General features: G+C 46.1%; 16 protein-coding genes and 2 pseudogenes. All 18 read right to left on the bottom strand.

Annotated elements, in window-relative coordinates; translation table 11 throughout:
* Window positions 1–31 precede the first annotated feature (31 nt).
* Entirely contained in the window at window positions 32–295 is a 264-nt protein-coding gene (locus CGICJO_RS09245; protein WP_000253176.1) for a hypothetical protein, read from the bottom strand.
* Window positions 295–525, bottom strand: coding sequence for a YdbC family protein (locus CGICJO_RS09240; protein ID WP_001206986.1), 231 nt, complete (start codon window positions 523–525; stop codon window positions 295–297). Before CGICJO_RS09240 ends, CGICJO_RS09245 begins: the two co-directional genes overlap by 1 nt.
* A 45-nt stretch (window positions 526–570) precedes the next feature.
* The gene (locus CGICJO_RS09235) at window positions 571–1425 is read right to left on the bottom strand and encodes a ParB/RepB/Spo0J family partition protein (RefSeq protein ID WP_000743700.1); all 855 of its coding nucleotides are present in this window, start codon (window positions 1423–1425) and stop codon (window positions 571–573) included.
* An 8-nt stretch (window positions 1426–1433) separates the two neighbouring features.
* Window positions 1434–2399 (bottom strand): MobV family relaxase, encoded by a 966-nt coding sequence (gene mobV, locus CGICJO_RS09230; RefSeq protein WP_001820668.1) that lies wholly within the window; start codon window positions 2397–2399, stop codon window positions 1434–1436.
* A 524-nt stretch (window positions 2400–2923) separates the two neighbouring features.
* Window positions 2924–3949 (bottom strand): AAA family ATPase, encoded by a 1026-nt coding sequence (locus CGICJO_RS09225; protein ID WP_014636623.1) that lies wholly within the window; start codon window positions 3947–3949, stop codon window positions 2924–2926.
* A 153-nt stretch (window positions 3950–4102) separates the two neighbouring features.
* Window positions 4103–4576, bottom strand: coding sequence for a sigma factor-like helix-turn-helix DNA-binding protein (locus CGICJO_RS09220; protein ID WP_000323521.1), 474 nt, complete (start codon window positions 4574–4576; stop codon window positions 4103–4105).
* An 83-nt stretch (window positions 4577–4659) separates the two neighbouring features.
* Complete coding sequence (locus CGICJO_RS09215; RefSeq protein ID WP_000323896.1) at window positions 4660–5085, bottom strand: RNA polymerase sigma factor; 426 nt, start codon at window positions 5083–5085, stop codon at window positions 4660–4662.
* Between the two features lie 94 nt (window positions 5086–5179).
* Window positions 5180–5689 (bottom strand): sigma-70 family RNA polymerase sigma factor, encoded by a 510-nt coding sequence (locus CGICJO_RS09210; protein WP_000872511.1) that lies wholly within the window; start codon window positions 5687–5689, stop codon window positions 5180–5182.
* Between the two features lie 473 nt (window positions 5690–6162).
* Window positions 6163–6352 (bottom strand): annotated as a pseudogene (locus CGICJO_RS09205) (cysteine-rich KTR domain-containing protein).
* A 51-nt stretch (window positions 6353–6403) separates the two neighbouring features.
* A complete protein-coding gene (gene tet(O) / locus CGICJO_RS09200; RefSeq protein WP_117657162.1) occupies window positions 6404–8323 on the bottom strand; it encodes a tetracycline resistance ribosomal protection protein Tet(O) in 1920 nt (639 codons plus the stop codon).
* 366 nt (window positions 8324–8689) lie between these two features.
* On the bottom strand, window positions 8690–9064 hold the full coding sequence (locus CGICJO_RS09195; protein ID WP_029172348.1) for a TnpV protein: 375 nt from the start codon (window positions 9062–9064) through the stop codon (window positions 8690–8692).
* Window positions 9045–10796 (bottom strand): annotated as a pseudogene (locus tag CGICJO_RS09190) (helicase-like domain-containing protein); the annotation flags it as partial. The gene CGICJO_RS09195 and the pseudogene CGICJO_RS09190, both read right to left, overlap by 20 nt.
* A gap of 48 nt (window positions 10797–10844) precedes the next feature.
* Window positions 10845–11066, bottom strand: a complete 222-nt coding sequence (locus CGICJO_RS09185) for a hypothetical protein (RefSeq protein ID WP_486498662.1) — start codon at window positions 11064–11066, stop codon at window positions 10845–10847.
* A 43-nt stretch (window positions 11067–11109) separates the two neighbouring features.
* Window positions 11110–11517 carry a hypothetical protein gene (locus CGICJO_RS09180; RefSeq protein WP_486498661.1) on the bottom strand — a complete coding sequence of 136 codons (408 nt, stop codon included), beginning with the start codon at window positions 11515–11517 and terminating at the stop codon, window positions 11110–11112.
* A gap of 13 nt (window positions 11518–11530) precedes the next feature.
* Entirely contained in the window at window positions 11531–12370 is an 840-nt protein-coding gene (locus CGICJO_RS09175) for a MerR family transcriptional regulator (RefSeq protein WP_486498660.1), read from the bottom strand.
* A 166-nt stretch (window positions 12371–12536) separates the two neighbouring features.
* The gene (locus tag CGICJO_RS09170; RefSeq protein ID WP_486498659.1) at window positions 12537–16346 is read right to left on the bottom strand and encodes an LPD25 domain-containing protein; all 3810 of its coding nucleotides are present in this window, start codon (window positions 16344–16346) and stop codon (window positions 12537–12539) included.
* A 34-nt stretch (window positions 16347–16380) separates the two neighbouring features.
* Window positions 16381–16590, bottom strand: a complete 210-nt coding sequence (locus CGICJO_RS09165; RefSeq protein ID WP_486498658.1) for a hypothetical protein — start codon at window positions 16588–16590, stop codon at window positions 16381–16383.
* Window positions 16591–16602: 12 nt separating this feature from the next.
* Window positions 16603–17301 (bottom strand): hypothetical protein, encoded by a 699-nt coding sequence (locus tag CGICJO_RS09160; protein WP_117705406.1) that lies wholly within the window; start codon window positions 17299–17301, stop codon window positions 16603–16605.
* Window position 17302: the final 1 nt, after the last annotated feature.

Here is a 17302-nt window from a genome sequence, read left to right as displayed (position 1 = left end):
CTATCTGTTTTCATGTCCCATTGCGTACATTCTAAGCGGACAGCCCCTCATTGTCGAAGGTGTCGCCCTCGGCAATCTTCTTCCGAATATCCTCGGAGATAATCGGGACAAACGCTTCTGTAACGGTCTGTGTGCCGACATATTCACGGCTGATTATCATCTGCACTGGTGCTTTTGGCACGATACGCTTTCTCTTTTTATCTGCTTTCTTATCCTCGCCCATACTTAAATCTTCCTTTCCAGACAGGGCAGGGAAGAGTTTGGAAATGTCCCCGCCCTGCCAATCAGATACCATTAATCCTCGCTGTTTAATTCTTTCTGTAATGCTTTAAGGAGTGCCGCCGCTTCATCAGCGTTCAGCGTGATTCCCTTGCCGCACTTTTCACGGTTCGGGGAAAAGCTGCGGATGTCATACTTCGGCTCTTTCCCATTCCATGAAATGAGATTGATTTCCTTTGTGTAGCCACTGTCGCCCGTAGACAATACTGCGATTTCCTTTACGATTTCATACTGGATTTCTCTCATTCTCCATACCTCAACTCTCTGTATTTACTTCCCGAAAAAAGAAGATTAGCGGCTGTCACGGTTGCGTTTCCTCTGCAACTCACGCTCCAAAAGTTTGATGATGGTTTCCTCCATCTGCTTCGGCGTTGTGTTCTTCGGAAAGTATTTTTTCAGCTTGCTTGTGTTGATTTTCAAGGTTTCTTTCTGGTTGCCCTTTTCCTCCGTCATAATCGCAAATATCGTATCCATGTCAAGCCGCCCGCTCTGGCTTAACTGTTTCATCCGCTGTGCCTGTGAGAGTGAGGGCGTTGCTTCTTCGCTCTCCATCGTGGCAAAGAGGTTTTCCTGCTCGTCTTTCTTCAAGAAGGACAGTTCCACCGCAGGCGTGAGGGCGATTTTCCCCTCGTCCACCATCTGCAAAATCGGCGGTATCAGTTCCGTCAGGCGGATAAAACGCTGCACGGTCATCCTGCCCACGCCGAAGCCCTGTGCCACCTTGTCGTCCGTCCGCAACTTCGTCACAACTTGTGACGAGGTTAAGTCTGTGCGGAAACCCTGCCGCTTCATGGCTTCGGATTTCATCTTGTAAGCAAACGCCCGCTCCGATGGCAGGATATTCTCACGCTGCAAATTGCTGTCTACAAGGGTGATGATGGCTCGGTCACGGTCTAAGGGCAGGACAAACGCAGGCACGGTATTTATCCCTGCAAGTTCAGAAGCACGGACACGCCGCTGTCCTGCAATCACTTCATAACCGTCCCCGTCCTCTTTCGGGCGTGTGATTATCGGCGTGACAATGCCAAATTCCTTGATGCTTTCCGCTAACTCTGACAGTGTTTCATCTTCTGCCACATGAAACGGATTGTCGGGGAACGGGTACAAGTCTTTGGTCTTTAACACCTTAAAATCCTGTTTCTTCATTCACATATCTACCTTTCTTTCGCTCTGCTTCTATGATTTTTCTGCAATTCTTCCAACACTTCGGGCGGTATTTTTGACAGCAGCCGCCCCATCTGCTCGTTGGTTCTCTGCAATTCAAATATCTTCTGATTCGCTTTCTGCACCTTTAGTTCCTGCTCGTACTTTTCATCACGCATACGCCCCGCATAGTCTGATTCCTGCCCAATTCTCTCTTTCAAACTGTCGATATACGCCTGCTGTTTCCCGATTTCCTTAGAGAATTTCTCCACATCTGGCAGCCATGCAGAGAGTAAATCTAACGCTTTATCCCTTTTCTTCCCTGCGTTAAAGGCGTTGATGTCGGATAGGGCAGACACGATTTCTTCATACTGTTTATCAAGCCTGCCGCCTAATTTATAGAGCCATGTGGGGACGTGTTTCCGCTTGGTTTCCATTGAGGACTGCCCCCGTTCAAGCTGATTCCACCGTGAGGACATCCGCTCATGGTAGGCGGTCTGCCACTCGGATAATGATTTCTGGTTGCCTAAGATAGCTTTCGCTGACAGCTTATTGTCTGGCGTAATCGGCACAAAGCAGAGGTGCATATGGGGCGTTCTCTCGTCCATATGGACGACAGCGGAGAGGATATTCTGCTTTCCAACACGCTCCGAAATGAAGTCAAGAGCCGTCTGGAAATACGCTTTTTGTTCTTCGGGCGGTAACTGGTTCATAAATTCTGGTGAAGCTGTGATGAGCGTTTCCACCATCATCACGCTGTCTTTCCTTGTCCTGCACCCCGCTTCGGCTACCATGCGGTTAATCTCTTTCTTGTAGGTGTACTTTGGTGGTGCTATGAGATGGTAATTGTTTTTAGAGCGTTCCATATCTATATCTGGGTTGCTTTTGTAGGCTTCTTTCTTCCGCTCGTTGTGGCGTTCACAAGCCGCAACGCCGCCCGCTTTTCGTTTCTGGAAACGCAGGATTGCATAAGGCATAGGCGGATTCCTCCTTTCTTTCGGCGGGTGACCGTCCTTTGGGGTGACAGCGGTGACGGTGGTGACAGCAGTTTTGGGATACCCCCTGCCGACTGCCGCAACTGTCACCCTCACCCCCTGCATGACGGTCATGTCGATGATGACGGTGTTTTTGGGATACCCCCCTCGCAAGAGCCGTCACCGTCATGCCGCCATTCTTTTATCCGAAGCCGTAAGGCGTAGGATAGCAGGGCACAGCCCTGCCTTAAGGGAGTCCAGAGGGAACGTCTGGCACACGACTTTGCAGGGCAAAGTGTAGTGTGTTACACCCTGTAAACGCAGTCGGAAAAATCGGAATGATTTTTCTGACCGCAGGGGTGGTTTTACACGACCGAAAAGGGCGAGTAAATCTCACGCCTGCATTTTGCGTTTACGGGGTGTTCTCCCGTAGGGATGACAGCGGCAGGGTATCCTAAAATCACTGTCACCACCGTCACTGCTGTCACCCGCAGGGCAGAGCCGCCAGCTTTACATGGCTTTAAGCGTCAATGACAGTAACAGGGGGGTATCCTAATATCGCTGTCACCACCATCACCGCTGTCACCCGCCCTCCTTGCAAGGGCAATCCGCCTGCCGTCTTTCCTGCGGCTGTACTGGTAGCAGATACGGTTCTCGCTTAAAAATGTGGTGCGGTATTCATTCAGCCATTTCGTAATCACCGTGGGTATGGTTTCCGTTTCCCCCATAGCGGCTAACAGTTCCGTTGCCGTGCCTATCCATTCTTCCTTATCCCTCATAAAATCCACCAACCGAAAAAGGACATCTGGTATCGTTTCTTTCGCAAGCTGCTCCTGCGTTTTCCGCTCCACAAGCTCCCAACGGCAATCACGGAAACGCAGCGTGTATTCCTGATAAGGCGTGTCCCTGCCCGTTACATACAGCTTGGCGGTGTCAGATGCCCGTTTCTCCTTTTCCAGAACAAAGGTAGCGTCCGCACTCCCCGTTAAGCCTGTCGTCCCAGACACCTTGTTGAACACATCGCTGTCATTCTGCTTTCGGATGTGGTGTACGACAATGACCGCCAGAGAGTGCCTGTCGGCAAAATCTTTGATTAGGGAGATGTCCCCATAGTCGCTTGCATAGGCGTTGTCTTTTGAAGCTGTACGGACTTTCTGCAAGGTATCAATGACAATGAGCCTGCTGTCTGGATAGTCTTTCAGATAATCCTCAAGCTGCACGATAAGACCGTCTGACAGCTTGCAGCTTGCCACGGCAAAATGAAGCCGCCCGCTCGCTTCGTCCGTCAAACGGAACAGCCTGTCCTGTATGCGGCAGAACGTGTCCTCAAGGCAGAGGTAAAGCACATCGCCCTCCATTGTCGTCATGTCCCATAAGGGGATTCCCTGCGACACGCATAAGCACAGCTTCAGCATGAGCCAGCTCTTGCCTATCTTCTGTGAGCCGCAGAACAGCGACAAGCCTGTGGGGATAAGGCTGTCCACCACAAAGGACGGCTTCTCAAGCGGCTCATAAAGGAGCGTTTCGGCGTTGACTGTCTGTAACTTCTGCATGGGTTTCCTCCTTTCGGGCAGTTATCTTGTTTTTGTTGCACATAGGCGTTGACCTCCTTAAAAATAGATTTACTCCCACGAAAAAAGTGAGAGTATGTAATACCGCCAATCCCACACAAATAAAAAACAGATTTCTTTTTCGGGCGGTGTCGGTCATGGTTGGAGATATTTCCTCATTTCCGCTTTTACTTTCTTCTTTGCAACAGCAACGGATTTCTGTATTGCAGAAGCGGTGCAATGCTCCATAGCGGCGATTTGGTAAAAATTGAACTCATACTCGTAGTAGAGCAGGAAACGTCGCCTTTGTATCTCTGGCAGTCTGTCAACCGCCTTACAGAGCAGTTCCGCCCGTTCTGCTTCAATCATTTGTTCCTCAATGCTCTTAGGCAGCTTTAACGCCCGCCTGTTCAGCGTTTCGTCCCATACTTCCGAAAACTCCCTGTGCCGCTCGTCCCATTGGAGAAGATTCCTGTTCCTGCGTTCCATCTGCCGAAATTCAAAGAATAACTGCTCGGATACTTCCAGTTCGTGGTGTTCCCCCTGCCCGTCCTTAAAACTGATAAAATACCTTATACCGCTTTCCGTGGATTCCTCCCGAAGCGTGTACGCCTTAGCTTTATATGCCATCCCGTTTTCCTCCTGCCAAAAATAAGCGGGGAGATTCCACTCCCCACCCAGTAGCCCGCAGAATAATGGGATGTATTAGACGCTTACAAAATTTTCCGAAGCTTCTTCCGCAGATGGTCTAACCTCGCATAGATGGCACCAGTCGTCAAATGCACAAGTGGGGCAATCTCCTTTGTGGAATACCCCTGCATTTTCAGCAGGACGATTTTCAAGGTACGCCCGTCCACCGTGACTAATACTTGATAGAGATTTTCGCTCTCAATCTCGTCCAGTAACTCCGCAACTGTATTCACCTCCGCTTGCCGCTCCCTGTCTGCCATGTCCTCAAGGTATTCCGCAACGTCATTCGTCCATCGGTAAAACCGCCTGTTGGAATTGAAGTCTGCCCTGTCCGCTATGCGTATCTGCTCAATGGTCACTTCATCAACGCCGCACTCACGCAGCAGCTTTTCCTCCGCTTCTTTCCAGATACGCCATTTCCTGTCCTCCCGTCCGTGGTTGTATGCCATTCTTTCTTCCTCCAATCAGAATTGATTGAGAGGGCAGAGAAAAGCCCCCTCATTTTCCCAAAGGAAAAAACAAGGGGGCTGAACGCCTTAAATTTTAATTTTCTATTATCTTTCTTAGTTTTCTTAGGATTCTGGCTTTGCGTTTGTTCACAACGCTCTGGGTTATGCCTAACCTCGCCCCGACTTCACGCTCGGAAAGTCCGTCAAAAAAGATTGCCTGTATCAACTCCTGCTCACTATCCGACAACAAAGGCAGGGCGGCTTTCAGCCTGTCCACCATAACAGCATTGACAACGGTTTCCGCAATGTCCGCCGCTTCATCAGCGATAAAGTCCAGAGGATTCCCCTCGCTGTCCGTAAATCCGTCCAGAGATAGCAGGCTGTTCCTCGCATCTAATTTTTGCAGGTAACGCCACCGCTCCCTGTCACGGTAGAAGTCCGCATATTGCTCCCTTACGACTTCAAGCAGACAACCTTGGACGGGGATAAACAGCTTGTCCATATATCCCTTGTCGGCTTGCCTGCGGCGGCAGAAATCCGTATAGGACAGTTCCACATAGCCGCCGCTTTCTTTGATATATACTTTTCTTGGTGCGTATTTCACCGCTAATACCTCCAATCTGAATTTTTGAAATGTAAAAATCCAGATGGAGAGGCGGGGAGCGGCAACGCACACCAGAAACAGCCCTGCGGCACTTTCCAACAAAAAACGACAAAAGAAAAACCGCAAAGGCTCTGTGACCTTCACGGTTATGGGAAATACAAATTCTGTTGTATGGAGATTGTACTTCCACTTTCAAGGTGAGAAGTACCGTTGCACTGGCAGAAATTTTTTTAACTGGTTTCCTGCCGTTCTCTGATATGCTATGTATTGATAAATTTTGCTTCGTATGAGCAGATAGATAACTGCCCGAAAAAAGGACATAAAAAAATCCCTCCAAATTTAAAAACAAATTCAGAGGGTAATTTAGGGTATAACAAAATAACCCACCCGAATATCGTTTTTTTTATTTGGTGAGTTTGTTCTTTCAAATACGAAACAAAAAGAGCCGATGATTCGTGAATTGTTCCACAATTTCATCGGCTCTGCGTCTTAAGCGTCTGGCTCTTTGATGACAGTTATCTTCAAGTTGTCAACTTTAATCAATCTTTCTTGTCTGCATTTTGGACAATAAAGGGGATAATTCTCCAAAACAGTGTCCTTCCTAATTTTATTACGGGTTTTGCTCCCACAAACAGGACACAATATCCATTCGCATTTCATCATAATTAGTCTCTAATCCTTTCAAATCTCATTTTATATGACTTTTGCAAGCTGTTAAGCTAACTTGTGGAACATATGCCGAACCTTATCTATACGGCTATTCGGGCGGCGGGGTTGGCAAATAAATTTACCAATAGCTGGCTGGTATCCTTTTAACTCTGTCAAGCAGACTCCCTGCCCATTTGTGAAATAAGTTAAATCGTTCCTGTATTCTTGAATACATCTAGCAGGGATTTCTCCTTTCAGAATGACCTCGTCATTCTTTATCTGAGTACTTACAATATCTGCACAATACCTTGGAGCATCATGATACGCCCGTGAGAGATATTCCTGCGGTGCATAAATTTCAAAGTGGAGATATGGCTCTAATAGTTCTGTCCCTGCTTTTTTTAAAGCCTGCTCCAATACGATAGGGGAAAGCAGCCGAAAGTCTGCGGGGGTACTTACAGGACTATAATACAATCCATATTCAAAACAGATTTTACAGTCTGTCACTTTCCATCCATACAGCCCCTGCTCGCAGCCATAAAGAACCCCCTCCATAACCGCATTTTGGAACGATTGATTTAAATATCCAAGTGAAACTCTGCTTTCATACTGCACTCCGCTTCCAATAGGGAGCGGCTCTATGGACAACCCGACAGAAGCCCAGAAAGGATTTGGCGGGACTTCTATGTGGATGGTATATTCTGCTTTTCTAAGCGGTCTTTCCATATATATAACAGTAGGCTCTTTTATTTCTGCCTCCACATGATATTTTTCCTCAAGGATGGCACAAATGACTTCCATCTGCACATTCCCCAAAAAAGATAACATAATCTCATGTGTAACAGTATCAATGTCAAAATGCAAAAGAGGGTCTGTATCAGCAATCTCTGCGAGGGCATTTAACAGGGCTTCCCTTTGCTCCGGCTTTTGCGGCTCTACCGTTGTCCGAAGTAATGGCATGGGATTATCAATCCATGTTTTGTGAGGCAGGAGTTTTTCATTTCCCAGAATGTCGTTCAGTTTCAAAGTATCATCAGCTAAAATAACAATTTCTCCCGGACAGGCATGGTCAGCCGGGACGATTTCACCATTTGACGGAACACACATCTCTGTGATTTTTATTTTCTCTTTTTCAGATATTCTAATAACATCCCTCAAATGCAATGTTCCGCTATATATACGCACATAAACAAAACGCCGCCTTTTCTCTGAATATTCAATCTTAAAAACCTGCCCGCATAGTTCAGATTGACCTTCAGGCGTTGATGAATAAAATTTACTGGCAATTACTTCTATAAGCTGCCGAATCCCCAGATTGTTTTTAGCGCTTCCGTGATAAACGGGAAATAACGTTCCGTTTTGGAATCTCCTGTTTTCTTCCTGTTCCAGTTCTGACATTTTAAACGGTTTCCCTGACATATATTTCTCTAATAGTTCATCGTTTCCCATAATTACCGCATCCCACTGTTCCATATCGTCATTGTCCGTTACATTTATATGGGGATGCTGCCCAACCTTTTGCTTCACTATAATTTCCGAAGAAAGCTTTGCTTTCATTTCCCGATATACCATTGGCAAATCAATCCCCTCTTGGTCAATTTTATTGATGAAAAAAATTGTCGGAATCTTCATTATCTGTAGTGCATGAAACAGTATACGGGTCTGTGCCTGTATGCCATCCTTTGCAGAAACTAATAATACTGCTCCGTCTAATACGGATAAAGAACGGTATACTTCCGCCAAAAAATCCATATGGCCTGGCGTATCTATAATGTTGACTTTTACATCCTCCCACTGAAAAGATGTCACTGCTGTCTGGATAGTGATTCCCCTTTGACGCTCCAAATTCATTGTATCTGTCCTTGTTGTGCCTTCATCTACGCTCCCTAGTTCTGCAATTGCACCACTGGTATACAATAAACTTTCCGTTAATGTTGTCTTTCCTGCGTCAACGTGAGCCAGAATGCCTAAGTTAATTATTTTCATGTGATTTTCCTCCTATCAACACCCAAAAAAGGGCATAAAAATACCCAGTGATAAATACTCCTATCACTGGGTAAATAACTCCAATAGCCCCAAAACACTTATATGTTTTCGGGCATATAAAATTACATGATAAAAGTATTCTTAAACTGGGTACAAAAAACTAAGCCCCATATTAAAAGTGAAACGGGACTGCTACTTTTTGTTCCCACTATCAAATTGACAGTTTATTTAAGAATACCTTGCCGCATATTTATTAACTCCTTGTATAATACTGAATCTAATTATATTCCTTAACCCTTTATTTGTCAAGCTGACAAACTAAAGCAGAAAAAGCGGCAGGATTTCCCCCTGCCACTAATCATCTGTTTATGCAAAAATAATTTCCTTTTCCACAATCTCCCTCGCACAAGCCCTTATGTTATTGAGGCATCCTGTCCATTCTAAGGCGTTTTCTGCCTTTAGCTGTTCCGTTATGCCCTGTGCCTGTTTCATACCCTCTATGAGCCTTTCAAAGCGTTCCTGTGCCTGTCTGTTGATGTCGGCAAGGTAGGCGTTTAGCCTGCCGCTTGTAAGAAGATTGGTGTATGTAACTTTACGGTACTGTTTTAGATAATCTAAATGCCGTTGCCCCCAGATGCCTATTGCCTGTTCTTCTTCGGCGGGTACAGTTAAGCACGGTATCAAATAATCCCCTTGCCTTTCGTATTTGCCGCCCATTTCCTCAAAAATTGTCTTTGCCATTGTCTGTTACCTCCACATTCTTTTTTATTTTGAATGTCCGCAAAATCCGTCCTACATCGGAAGGTCGCCACGGACAGTCCAGATTATGAATGGCGATAAGCCTATCCTGAACATTCGTGCCTGCGCCCATTTTTTGAGTAGAGCCTAACAATACACGGACTTCACCGCTTCGTACCTTTGCGAACAGTTCTTTTTTCTGTGCGTCTGAGGTCGCTTCGTGGATAAACCGTATTTGCTCGGCAGGGATACCGCGGGCAACCAATTTCTCACGCACATCATCATAGATGCTGAATGTGCCGTCATTCTTCGGAGTGGAGAGGTCGCAGAACACAAGCTGCGTGGCTTTTGTGTCGGCGTATTCCTCCCAGATACGGTACACATTGTCGATACAGGCATTGACCTTGCTGTTCGGGTCATCTGGCAGCATCGGGTCAATCATTCTCTGGTCGAGAGCAAGGTTGCGCCCGTCATTGGTGATTTTGAGCATATTATCAACATTCGGCTCAACAAGCCTTGCCCTGACTTTCTCAGCTCGGCTTGCAAGAGCAGCTACCATTTCGGTCTGTATCTCGCTCGGCTTGGTCTTGATATTGTGGTAATTTACTTTCGGCACGGGGAGTTTTAACATATCGGCGGTCTGTATATCCGCCACCTCACGGAACATCAGCATCAGCTCTGGCAGATTAAAAAACTTGGCAAAGCGCGTCTTGGCTCGGTAGTTTGTACCCTCTGGGGCAAGCTCCAGAGCTGTTATGGTTTCTCCGAAGGTTGAAGCCCAACTGTCAAAATGCTGCAAGCCGTTTCTTAGCAAAGTATCGTACTGCAAGTACCGTTGAACAGAATACAGTTCTACCATTGAATTGCTGATAGGCGTACCCGTTGCGAATATCGTTCCTCGGTTGCCTGTGATTTCGTCCAGATAACGGCACTTCATAAAGAGGTCGGAGCTTTTCTGTGCTTCGGTCTGGGCAATGCCGCCGACATTCCGCATTTTCGTGTAGAGGTACAAGTTCTTATAAAAATGGCTCTCGTCAATGAAAATCCTGTCAATACCGAGCTGTTCAAAGTCGATTACCGTATCCTTGCGCTTGGTATCGTTGAGCTTGTCGAGCTTTGCTTTTATCCCTTTACGGGTTTTCATAAGCTGCTTGACCGTGAACTGTTCTCCTTTGCTTGCCTGCACATCATCAATACCACGCTCAATATCATCGAGCTGTTGTTCAAGCTGTTCCCGTTGCCGTTCAATGCTCATCGGGATTTTTTCAAACTGACTATGCCCGATAATGACCGCATCGTAATCGCCTGTGGCAATACGGGAACAGAACTTTTTGCGGTTTCCCGTTTCAAAATCCTGCTTTCGTGTCACAAGGATATTGGCGCTCGGATACAGACGCAGATACTCAGAAGCCCATTGACCGACAAGATGATTTGGAACAACGAACATCGCTTTATTGCAAAGTCCGAGCCGCTTGCTTTCCTGTGCGGCGGCTACCATTTCAAAGGTCTTTCCCGCACCCACCTTATGGGCAAGGAGAGTATTGCCGCCATAGAGGATATGAGCGATAGCGTTTACTTGGTGCGGTCTTAGGGTGATTTCTGGGCTGATGCCGCCGAAAGTAATATGACTTCCATCGTACTCACGGGGACGGACAGAATTAAAAGTGTCATTGTAATACCTGACAAGGCGGTTTCTCCGTTCTGGGTCTTTCCATATCCAATCCTGAAACGCCTCACCACTGGATTTGATTCCGGCGGCGAGGTGCTTTTCTGTTTTTAAGTTTTAACCTTCGATAATACCATCATTATCGTCTTCGTCTGAGTCGATGGTTTCACCACAATTGGTGCATTCCCATTCGTCATCCCAGTACATGATGCCGCCACAATTAGGGCAATTCTTGAAATATCTTTCTCCAGTGTCATCCTCTAATTCACCGGAGCAGTAAGGGCATCTGCTATACTCAGATTCATCGTAAACATTGTCACAAAACGGACACATCTGCATAATTTTTTCCTCCTTATACTTATAATTTTATTATGTTTCTACTTTACGCAGCATACTTAGTATATGTATCGACGAGAGTCTGATTCGGCAACAGGTCAATTCCTAACGCAGCGGCCTCTGCTGCTTTTTCAACTGAATGATGCCTGCCGCCAGATAGATTTCTGATGTGTTGGCTAACATCAAAAGGCTCCTGCGGAGAAGTGTACATACGAATAGGAATCACTTCTTCAATCACCGGTGGTGATGTCTGCACTATGGTGATTGACTCCGGCAATTTGTCCGATGTTTTGCTAAGACTGTTTTCGAGTGTCTCCCACAGCTCTTTGATGGCTTCCTTGTTCTTAAGACCAAGAATAATGCCAATAATAGCTGTGACACTGATTCCTGCAATGAGCAGCTGCTTCTTATGAGTCTTTATCCATACGATAAATCCTTTTCGATTCTCTTCCATTTACAAGCCTCCTTTACAAATCATCGATATCATACCCACCGTAATAAGCTAAAGCCTGTGCGATGAATAAACATCCTTCTTTTCCGTAATTCCTCTCGTGCTGTATTGCTATGTCTCCACCGAGGAAGAATGGAGCCGTGTACTTAGCAATAAACTGCGGTGTAATTTTTCCGTCAAGCTCCGGCTCCTTGTTATGGTCCACAAGATACTCGTGCAGCAGTTTAACGACTCTCTGCACCATATCGCTGTCATATCCAAGGTCTTTCATATCTGAAATAACTTGATAGTAGCCATGAAGGGCATATGTGTGCATCATTCCTTCAGCGTCAAAGTTTTCGAACATCTCAAGAATGCGCTCCACATCATCTGGACTCCAATCTTGTGGAGCCTTTGAAATAAGCGTGTCTGCTATTTGCATAAACGGCGCTGAGCGAGGGTCGTCGTAGAAGTTCCAGTTCTCATGGGCGTATTCCAGAAAATCTTTAAATTTGACACTGCCAACTTTAGACGTGGTAGGAACACGGCCCAGAAATTTTATGCTTTTAGCAAACTCCAAATAAATCAGGTTTTCATCGTGCTTCCGTTCCAACTCTGCTACCTTGTAGGCAATAGCTGTATCAAAATCGAAATCCGGGTCATTCATAAGCGCATAGATTTCTTTGGCTGTAAACCCAATGCCTATAAGGAGCTTAATGCCCCATATCCTTTCGATGTCTTCGTAACTGTAGTCACGATATTTATTCGTAGGATTTCTACTCTCGTTTGCAGGAAGGAGTTTTTCCTTTTCGTAGTAACGGAGCATATCACGAGTTATGCCGAGATTTTCTACTACCCATTTTACTGAATATCCCATCTGATCACCACCTTTCACTCATATAATACACCTTGGTGTTACACCAATGTCAATAGGTTTTTGTAATTTTTTTGCAAAAAAATATCCGGTCCTAAAACCAACACCCTAAACGACACTCCGACACCCCTGTGCCTATACCGCATTTCTTTGTATCAAATAACTAGTCTTAATTTCTAAAATACTGCCCTTGGAAAATCCAAACACTCAAGAACTTCATACATACAACAGGCGGCGTATAAAATGCTGTCAGGGTGGACTCCATTGCCGCACGGTATTCTTCTGGGGAAAGACTTGCATACAGCTCTTTGAACTCATCAGCCCACGCCGCATTGTTTTCATCAAACGCCATAGACAGACCGCCCCAACCGACATACTTTGAAAGGATTTCCTGTTCTTCGGGTGTGGCAAGTCGGTTTTCAAGCTCCAACTCGTGCAAGAGATTGATAGCCGCCATATTATTACGGAACTTTTCTTTTGCGCCGCCGACACCCAAAGTATCCTCAGTAATGCGATAATTGTGCCGTGGCTCTGAGGGAGCAGGGACAGGAGATACAGCCTTTTCGGGTTGTTTTTCTTCCTGTGCCTTACTGAGCAGACTGCGGATATAGCCGATTTTCTCAACACGGTTTATTGGAAAGCCCACGGCATTTGCAAAGGTCATATCCCGCATTGACACATCGCCGCTTATTTCACTGATACTTTCAATGACATAGCGGCGGTTATCAATAAGGATTTCCTTGCCGATGAGGTCAGAGTTATCCTGTATATCGGACTGTTCCTGCTGGCTTCGTTCCTCATCTTTCTGAGCGAACAGCTTGACGATGTTTTCGGCACTATTCAAGGTATCGGCATATTCCTGTGCTTCTTCCTCGGTTTCAAAGGTCTGGTAAATGCCGTCCACATCGTAATATTGCCCGTCCTCTCCGTATGGTACGGTGTTATCCCGTATGATAAACGGGTCGGCAAAGGCATCGGAAGTCAGTTCTACGGTATAATGCGGAACTTCCTCTATTGACAAGAACGGTGTCATCTCGTCTATGAGCTGACGGCAGACCTGCTTTTGCTCATCATCTTCTAATTCTTCTAACCACTCTGTAAGCTGTTCCACATAGCTTTGCACAAGCTCAGGGTTACTTAAATCATTGTTGATTTTCTGAATGGCATCTTCTTTTGTTTCTCCTACTTCAAGGGCGTCCATATACTCATAAGGAGAAACATCTTCCGCAAAATCTACCAGTCGCTCCGCAAGAGTGGCTTCCTTATCTTCTGGAACTCTAAACCAATCGCTTTCCGTTGCCATAATCTCCGCATAGAGCTTTTCGTCCTCTGGGGTGAGTGTTTTATGCTGCTCCAGATATGGTACAAACACATCTCGTCCCCATTGCAGGCTTTCTATTTGTTCACGGTAATAATCCTCGCCCTGTTTCTTCCATTCGGGAATAAACGGGCAATTCGGGGACAGAGAGTATTCGTAAAAGTTTTTGATATGGGAGATAAGGTCGCCCTCGCCGTCGCCAATATCAAACCGTCCTTCATAATGGAAATCTTCGCCGCCGATAGTAGCGGTAATCTCAAAATCGGTCTTATGATACCAACCGACATTATCTTTGCTTTCACGCTCTCTATGCTGCTTTTCGTCCAGAACGCCGAGAAGATAGTTGCCCAGAGCAAAGCTCAAATCGGTATATCGGTCATTAAACTGCCTGTCATAAAAGGCGGGGTGCTCCGAAAATCCGATTGAGAACTTTATGCTGTCTGGCTTTTCTTCGGACGGTGTTTGAACACTCTGCTTTTCGGTAACGACTACTTTCAAATGGTCGTTAGCAGGGTTTTCCTTTAACTTTTCCTCAAAATCAGCTCGGCTGAGTTCCTTTCCGAACAATGGAAAGTCGGGATTACGCAGGGAAACAGCGTTTTCATCAAACGCCGCAATCTCATATTTGTCTGCCCCGATATATACAACATCGTCCTCGTGATAGACATAGCGGAGAGGATACAGCTCCATAAGCTCCTGTGAAAACCGCCACGCATTGCTGCGGCTGTAAACATCGGCGGTCTTTCCCTGTACCAAAGCAAGAAAATCAATGAGCTGCTGGACAGTAGCGGGGTCGCCTAAATGCTGTTCCATTTGTTCGGCGGTTACATCTGCAAGGTCGGTACGCTCCACATTTTCAAGCAGGTCTTTCTCATAACCGTCTAAATCACGGATAAAATCGGACAGCCGCAAAGCAAGGGTATCTCTCTTATCGGCAGGTGGAAGGTCACGGTTTGCGTCAATGAAACGCTGCCTTGCCATTTTCCTTTGCGTGTCGATTTCGTACTGCGGAGCTTCCTCACTTTCGAGATAATCGGCGTAATGGTCTTTTTCCTTTTCATTCAGGTAGCGGTCATTCTTTATCAGCTCACGCAGCCGTTTTTCTACCTTTGCCCAAGAAAGAACAAGGTCGGGGTTTGCAGATGAGCCGTACTTTTCAATCGCAATGCCTTTCCCGTCGTGCCAAGTGTGTCCCTGCGTACCGTCTGGGAAATAATGCGTACCGCCGCCTGTGCCGTACTCTTTTTTGAGAAAATCAATATTGCCTTTGCTGTCCTCATTCTTTTGAAACTGACGGTAGATATGGTATTTACCATTCTGAAAGCCGCTTCCTCTTTGGAGAACAGAGTCAATATCTTCCTGAGAAATAACAAAAGCAGAGGATTTTTCGTCCTCTGCTTCAGCTAACATTTCAATCTGTTCTTCTACGGTGGGGAGATTAACTGTGACTTGCTGTTCATCAGCGACATTTAGCTGTAAATCAGCTCGTTCAGTATCGTTTCCTCCGCTTGACTGCGGATATTGTTCATCAGCCCGACCCATTGCATCGGTGCTTTTTCTTTCAGTTCCTCCGTCACGCCCTGCTCCTTGCAAAGCTGTTTTGTCAGAAGCTCCAACCTCGTAAGAGCCGTCTGTTCCACTTCGTAAAGATGTTTGTTTAGCTCGCCCGATGTCAGCAGATTGAGGTAGGTCACTCGTTTGTGCTGCTCCAGATAATCCCTGTGCATCAAAGCGTATCTGCCAAGCTGAATTTCTGGCTCTGTCGGTAATGTCAGGTCGGGAATAAGATAGTCCCCTTGTTTGGTGTATGTGATTTCGCTCATTATGATTACTCCTTTCGGCTTGTTCTCTGCCTACATCATAGCGTGTTTGAGATTGCGGCGCAAAGGTGCGATTTTGACTTTTCTCCGCAATTTGCACATCTCGGATAGTCTGAGAGATTTCCCTGAGTGCCATTTCAGAAATGTCGCTTGTAGCAACACCGAGAGCGTTGATAGTGGCGGGAGTATTAAAGTTAATGATTTCCGCAAAATCCTCACGCTCAAATACCGCTTCGGTATCAACACCGCAACGGCTCATCAGCATATATGCTACGCTGTTGACCGCAAGCTGTCGGTAAATGACCTCGATATTATATTCGTCAAGACCCTCTAACAAACTATCCTGCGTACAGGATTTGAGCTGCGGCATATAATCCTGCAAATTATCCTCAACTGCGTTTTTTGCCGTTTCCATCAGCACCGAAGCAAGGTCGGTGCTTTCCACATCGCCAAATCTGTCGGAAAGCCGTTCAATAACTGCCTGCTCGTATCGCTCACTCATCTGCCATATCGGAACAGGGCGGCTGCCGTAATAACCCTCGTGCGTATCGGATATATCAAAATAGTATTTCAGCGTGTTCCTGCGACCTTTTGGGTCGAACACCGCAATGCCTTTGCTGTCTTTGTTTACCCAACGCTTAAACTGCTTGTTCCAAGTTTCAAGCTGTGCTACCGCAACAGCGTCAGGGCGTTGAGCGTAAATCAAGAGCTGTTCATCAAATCGGCATTTATAGTTACGGCAAGCGGCAGACAAAAAACTCTGCCACGCCTGCGGATTTTTAGCAACCGCCACGCCTGTGCGCCGATACAGCTCTGTAATTAGCTGATACTTCGCAGCCATTCTTTGCACACCTCCTTATCGCTGATTGTCATAGTCATTCTTTCATTTCACCGCTAAAAAAGGAAATGACCTTATTTGCCTTGATACTCTTTTGCAGCTCATTGATAATACCAATGTCGGCTATGGTGATACCCTGTATCGCAAGAATATCGTCCATTGTCATAGCGGCAATCGACTTTTCATCAGTAAAGCCTGCTTCAAAGACCTTACCAAGCACCTTGATTGCCTTTTGGTTGAGTGCCATTTTCAAAACCTCCTATCGTTCTAAATCTTTATGCTTTGGGGCTTTTGTTACCGTCTGCGGCTCTGTGGGCTTTGGCTCATAGGTCGCTCCGTTTTGTTCCATACGCTCGGCAAACTCGCAGATATGGAAAATGTTATTTCCAATCTCGGTATGATACTCGTCAATAAAACGGCAGGGGCGTTCGGTTTTTTCTCCCCACGATGATGTGATGATGATTTTGCCGCCGTCTGGGATACGAAACAGCTCTTTGTAATTTGGGTCGATAAATCGGATACCCTGTTCAGCTTTTTGGATATGCTTATCAAGCCATTCTTTCACAAAGCAATAGCAGTAAAAATTGTAATCGCCCTTAGTCGGATTGCACCGAAACAGAAAGGCGTGTTTTTCCGTATCCACACGGAAACCGTACTCGGTGCAATAGCTTCCTGCAAATGCGCTTTCGGGATAATGCTTTGCAAACGCACTCATATCATAGCGGTTGTGCAAAAGTCCCTTGTCCTCACGAAGCGAATTGATAACCTCGTCAAGCTCTTTCTTAAACTCGTCCGTTTTCCATTGCGGTCTTGTATCAAACCAAGTAGTGTAAAAGCCATATCCAGAAGATGCAAAATCTCCACGCAAGTGTCCGATATTACTTGTCTGTCCCTCAAGCTGCATACTTTGAGCGTAGGTGTATTTCTGTTCGGCAGGGGTTAAGGCTCGTATCTCCATA

The organism is Candidatus Limousia pullorum (assembly GCF_057405065.1).
Note: the sequence above shows the minus strand (reverse complement) of the source record. Positions and strands in the feature narration are given on the sequence as shown.